Raw genomic sequence first — 4,017 nt, 5'->3', positions numbered from 1 at the left:
TCATCGGCAAGCCGGACCCGGTCGCCGGCGAGATCGTCAAGGCCTTCGTGGCGCTCAAGCCCGGTTTCGAGGCCGACCCGGCCCTGCACGATGAACTCATGGCGCACGCCCGAAAACGCCTCGGCGCCGTGGTGGCGCCCAAGGAAGTCGAGTTCGCCGCCCACCTGCCCAAGACGCGCAGCGGCAAGATCATGCGCCGCCTGCTGAAGGCACGCGAGCTGGGCCTGCCGGAAGGCGACACCTCCACCCTGGAGAACACCTGATGGCGCCGTTGCCTGACGCCGGCACCGCGCACGCCCTGCTGCGGCACATGCTGCGCATCCGCGCCTTCGAGGACGCCTGCGCCGAGCAGTACAGCGCCACCCGGATTCGCGGCTTCCTGCACCTGTACAACGGCGAGGAAGCCATCGCCGCCGGCATCATCCCGCTGCTGGACGCGGCCGACGCCATCGTCGCCACCTACCGCGAACACGGCCACGCGCTGGTGCGCGGCGTCGACATGGGCGCCGTGATGGCCGAAATGTTCGGCATGCAGGAAGGCTGCAGCCGCGGCCGCGGCGGCTCCATGCACCTGTTCGACGCCGCCACGCGCCTGTACGGCGGCAACGCCATCGTCGCCGGTGGCCTGCCGCTGACCGTGGGGCTGGCGCTGGCCGACGCCATGCAGCAACGGCCGCAGGTCAGCGTGTGCTTCTTCGGCGAGGGGGCGGCGGCCGAAGGCGAGTTTCACGAGTCGCTGAACCTGGCCGCGCTGTGGAAACTGCCGGCGCTGTTCGTGTGCGAGAACAACCAGTACGCCATGGGCACGGCGCTGGCGCGCTCCGAGGCCGAAACCGACATTCACCTGAAGGCCCGCAGCTATGGCCTTGCCTCCGCCGCCGTGGACGGCATGGACCTGCTCGCCGTGCGCGAGGCGGCGCAGACGGCCATCGACCACGTGCGCGGCGGCCACGGCCCGTACCTGCTCGAATGCCACACCTTCCGCTTTCGGGCGCATTCCATGTTCGACAGCCAGCTGTACCGCGACAAGACGGAGGTCGCGCGCTGGCGCGCCCGCGACCCGATCGACCTGTTCGAGCGCGAGGCGCGCAGCCTCGGCCTGCTCGCCGACGACGCACGCACCGCGCTGCAGGCCGAAGTGGACGCCGAGGTGGCGGCGGCGGTGGCCTTCGCCGAGGCCGGCACGCTGGAGCCGGTGGACCGGCTGACGCACGACGTCTACACGGACACCCCGGCATGAGCGCCGCCACCTGCACCTACCGCGAGGCCATGCGCCAGGCGCTGCGTCAGGCGCTGGCGGACGACCCGCGCGTGTTCCTGATGGGCGAGGACGTCGGCCGCTACGGCGGCTGCTATGCCGTCAGCAAGGGGCTGCTGGAGGAATTCGGCGAAGACCGGGTGCGCGACACGCCGCTGTCGGAATCGACCTTCACCGGCGCCGGCATCGGCGCGGCGCTGGGCGGCCTGCGGCCGATCGTCGAGATCATGACCGTCAACTTCAGCCTGCTGGCGCTGGACCAGATCCTGAACAACGCCGCCACGCTGCGCCACATGTCCGGCGGCCAGGTGTCGGTGCCGCTGGTCATCCGCATGGCCACCGGCGCCGGCCGGCAACTGGCGGCGCAGCACTCGCACAGCCTGGAGAACATCTACGCCCACATCCCGGGCCTGAAGGTCATCGCCCCGGCCACCGTCACCGATGCCCGGCACATGCTGGCCGCCGCGCTGGCCGACCCGGACCCGGTGATCGTGTTCGAGCACGTCATGCTCTACAACGCCGACGGTCCGCTGGACGCGGTGGAATCGGTGCCGCTCGGCGGCGCCGCCGTGCGCCGGCCCGGCCGCGACGTGACGCTCATCACCTACGGCGGCAGCCTGCCCAAGACACTGACCGCGGCCGAGCAGCTGGCCGGCGACGGCATTGAGGCGGAGGTCATCGATCTGCGCTGCCTGCGCCCGCTCGACGACGCCACCATCATGGCCTCGGTGGGCCGCACGCGGCGGGCGGTGATCGTGGACGAAGGCTGGCGCAGCGGCAGCCTGGCGGCGGAAATCAGCGCCCGCATCGTCGAACAGGTGTTCTACGACCTCGACGCGCCGCCGGCGCGCGTGTGCAGCGCCGAGGTGCCGATTCCCTACCCCAAGCACCTGGAGGACGCCGCCCTGCCGCAGGTGGACGGCATCGTCGCCGCCGCGCGCGGGGTGCTGGGCCGTGGCTGACTTCTGCATGCCCTCGCTCGGCAGCGACATGGAAAGCGGCACGCTGGTGGAGTGGCGCATCCGGCCCGGCGACCGCGTGCACCGCGGCGACATCGTGGCCGTGGTGGAAACCCAGAAGGGCGCCATCGATGTCGAGATTTTCGACAGCGGCGTGGTCGACACGCTGGTGGTGCAGCCCGGGACCGAAGTACCGGTCGGCACCGTGCTGGCCACCGTGCACGGCGAAGCCGAAGCGGCCACCCGACCGGCCGCGCCGAAGCCCGCCGCCGGGCCACCGGAACCCACGCCCACGGCGCCACCGCCGGTTGCCGAGGCGCCGGTGCGTCCCGCGCCCGCCGCTGCCGGGCCCGCGCCGGTGCGCGCCTCACCGGTAGCGCGGCGCCAGGCCGCCGAACGCGGCATCGACCTCACCGCCGTCAGCGGCAGCGGACCCGGTGGCGCGGTGGTCCTGGCCGACCTGGCGTCCAGCGGCAGGCCCGCGGGCGGGAAACCGCCGCGTGCCGCACCCAGCGTGCGCCAGCGCGCGCTGGAACTGGACGTGGACCTGGCCGGCGTCGCCGGCAGCGGCCCCAAGGGCGCGATCACCGTGGCCGACGTGGAACGCGCGGCGGGCGCACCGCCCGCACCGGCAGCCGCGCCCAGGGCGCCGTTCGAGCCGGACGCCATGCGCCGCGCCATCGCCGCCGCCATGACCCGCGCCAAGCGCGAAATCCCGCACTACTACCTGTCCACCACGGCCGATTTCGAGCCGGCGCTGCGCTTCATCGAAACCGTCAACGCCGAGCGCGACCCCGACCGACGCCTGCTGTATGCCGTGGTGCTGCTGAAAGCCACGGCGCTGGCGCTGCGCGAGGTGCCGGAGCTGAACGGCTTCTGGCGCCACGACCGCTTCGAGCCGTCCACCGCGGTGCACATCGGCGTCGCCGTGGCGCTGCGCCGGCGCGGCCTGATCGCGCCGGCCCTGCACGATGTGGCGGACAAGGATCTCGACACCCTGATGGACGACCTCAAGGACCTGGTGCAGCGGGCCCGCGCCGGCGGCCTGCGCAGCTCCGAGCTGACCGACCCCACCATCACGCTGTCCAGCCTCGGCGACAACGGCGTCGAGTCGGTCTACCCCATCATCACCCCGCCGCAGGTGGCGGTGGTCGGTGCCGGCTCGGTGGTGCGCCGGCCCTGGGTGGTGGGCGAGGGTATTGCCGTGCGACGTACCGTCACGCTCACCCTGGCGGGTGATCACCGCGTCAGCGACGGCCACCGCGGCGCACTGTTCCTGGCGGCGCTCGACCGCCTGCTGCACCAACCGGAGGCGCTATGAACGAAGCCGAACTGCGCGAGCGGCTGCTCGCCATCCTGGGCGCCATCGCCCCGGAAGCGCGTGAAACCGAACTCGACCCCGCCGCGCCGCTGCGCGATCAGATCGACATCGATTCGATGGATTTCCTCAATTTCGTCACCGCCGTGCACAAACAACTCGGGGTGCCGATCCCGGAACTCGACTACCCGCGCCTGAGCAGCCTCGACGGCGCCGTGCATTACGTGATGGCCAAGCTGGCGGCCTGAGAAACGCCTCCGGCTGCAATATCTGTGTCCGAATCGACGGTCTAGGCTCCCGGCCCCGAGAAAGGCATGTGCCTTGCTAGCACATGCCCGCGTCCCGGACCCCACGGAGCCCCCGACCCGATGAGCGGCATTTGCGGCATCGTCCAGCCCGATGAAGCGGCCCTGCACAGCGCCATGGAGCGGCTGCTCGACGACCTGACGGACTTCGGACCCGCCGTGCACCGCTGGCAGGCG

Annotated in this window: 4 protein-coding genes and 1 pseudogene; all 5 read left to right on the top strand. The window is 71.9% G+C overall.

Features of this window, described 5'->3' with window-relative positions:
* Positions 1–263, top strand: a pseudogene (locus tag ABYX71_RS10810) (acetate--CoA ligase); the annotation flags it as partial.
* A complete protein-coding gene (gene pdhA, locus ABYX71_RS10805; RefSeq protein ID WP_372696505.1) occupies positions 263–1,240 on the top strand; it encodes a pyruvate dehydrogenase (acetyl-transferring) E1 component subunit alpha in 978 nt (325 codons plus the stop codon). The pseudogene ABYX71_RS10810 and the gene pdhA, both read left to right, overlap by 1 nt.
* Complete coding sequence (locus ABYX71_RS10800; RefSeq protein WP_372696504.1) at positions 1,237–2,220, top strand: alpha-ketoacid dehydrogenase subunit beta; 984 nt, start codon at positions 1,237–1,239, stop codon at positions 2,218–2,220. The genes pdhA and ABYX71_RS10800 overlap by 4 nt, the downstream gene beginning before the upstream one ends.
* The gene (locus ABYX71_RS10795; RefSeq protein WP_372696503.1) at positions 2,213–3,538 is read left to right on the top strand and encodes a dihydrolipoamide acetyltransferase family protein; all 1,326 of its coding nucleotides are present in this window, start codon (positions 2,213–2,215) and stop codon (positions 3,536–3,538) included. The genes ABYX71_RS10800 and ABYX71_RS10795 overlap by 8 nt, the downstream gene beginning before the upstream one ends.
* Complete coding sequence (locus ABYX71_RS10790; protein WP_372696502.1) at positions 3,535–3,783, top strand: acyl carrier protein; 249 nt, start codon at positions 3,535–3,537, stop codon at positions 3,781–3,783. The genes ABYX71_RS10795 and ABYX71_RS10790 overlap by 4 nt, the downstream gene beginning before the upstream one ends.
* The last annotated feature ends 234 nt before the right edge of the window (positions 3,784–4,017 follow it).

It is taken from the genome of Immundisolibacter sp. (genome assembly GCF_041625615.1).
GTDB lineage: Bacteria > Pseudomonadota > Gammaproteobacteria > Immundisolibacterales > Immundisolibacteraceae > Immundisolibacter.
Note: the sequence above shows the minus strand (reverse complement) of the source record. Positions and strands in the feature narration are given on the sequence as shown.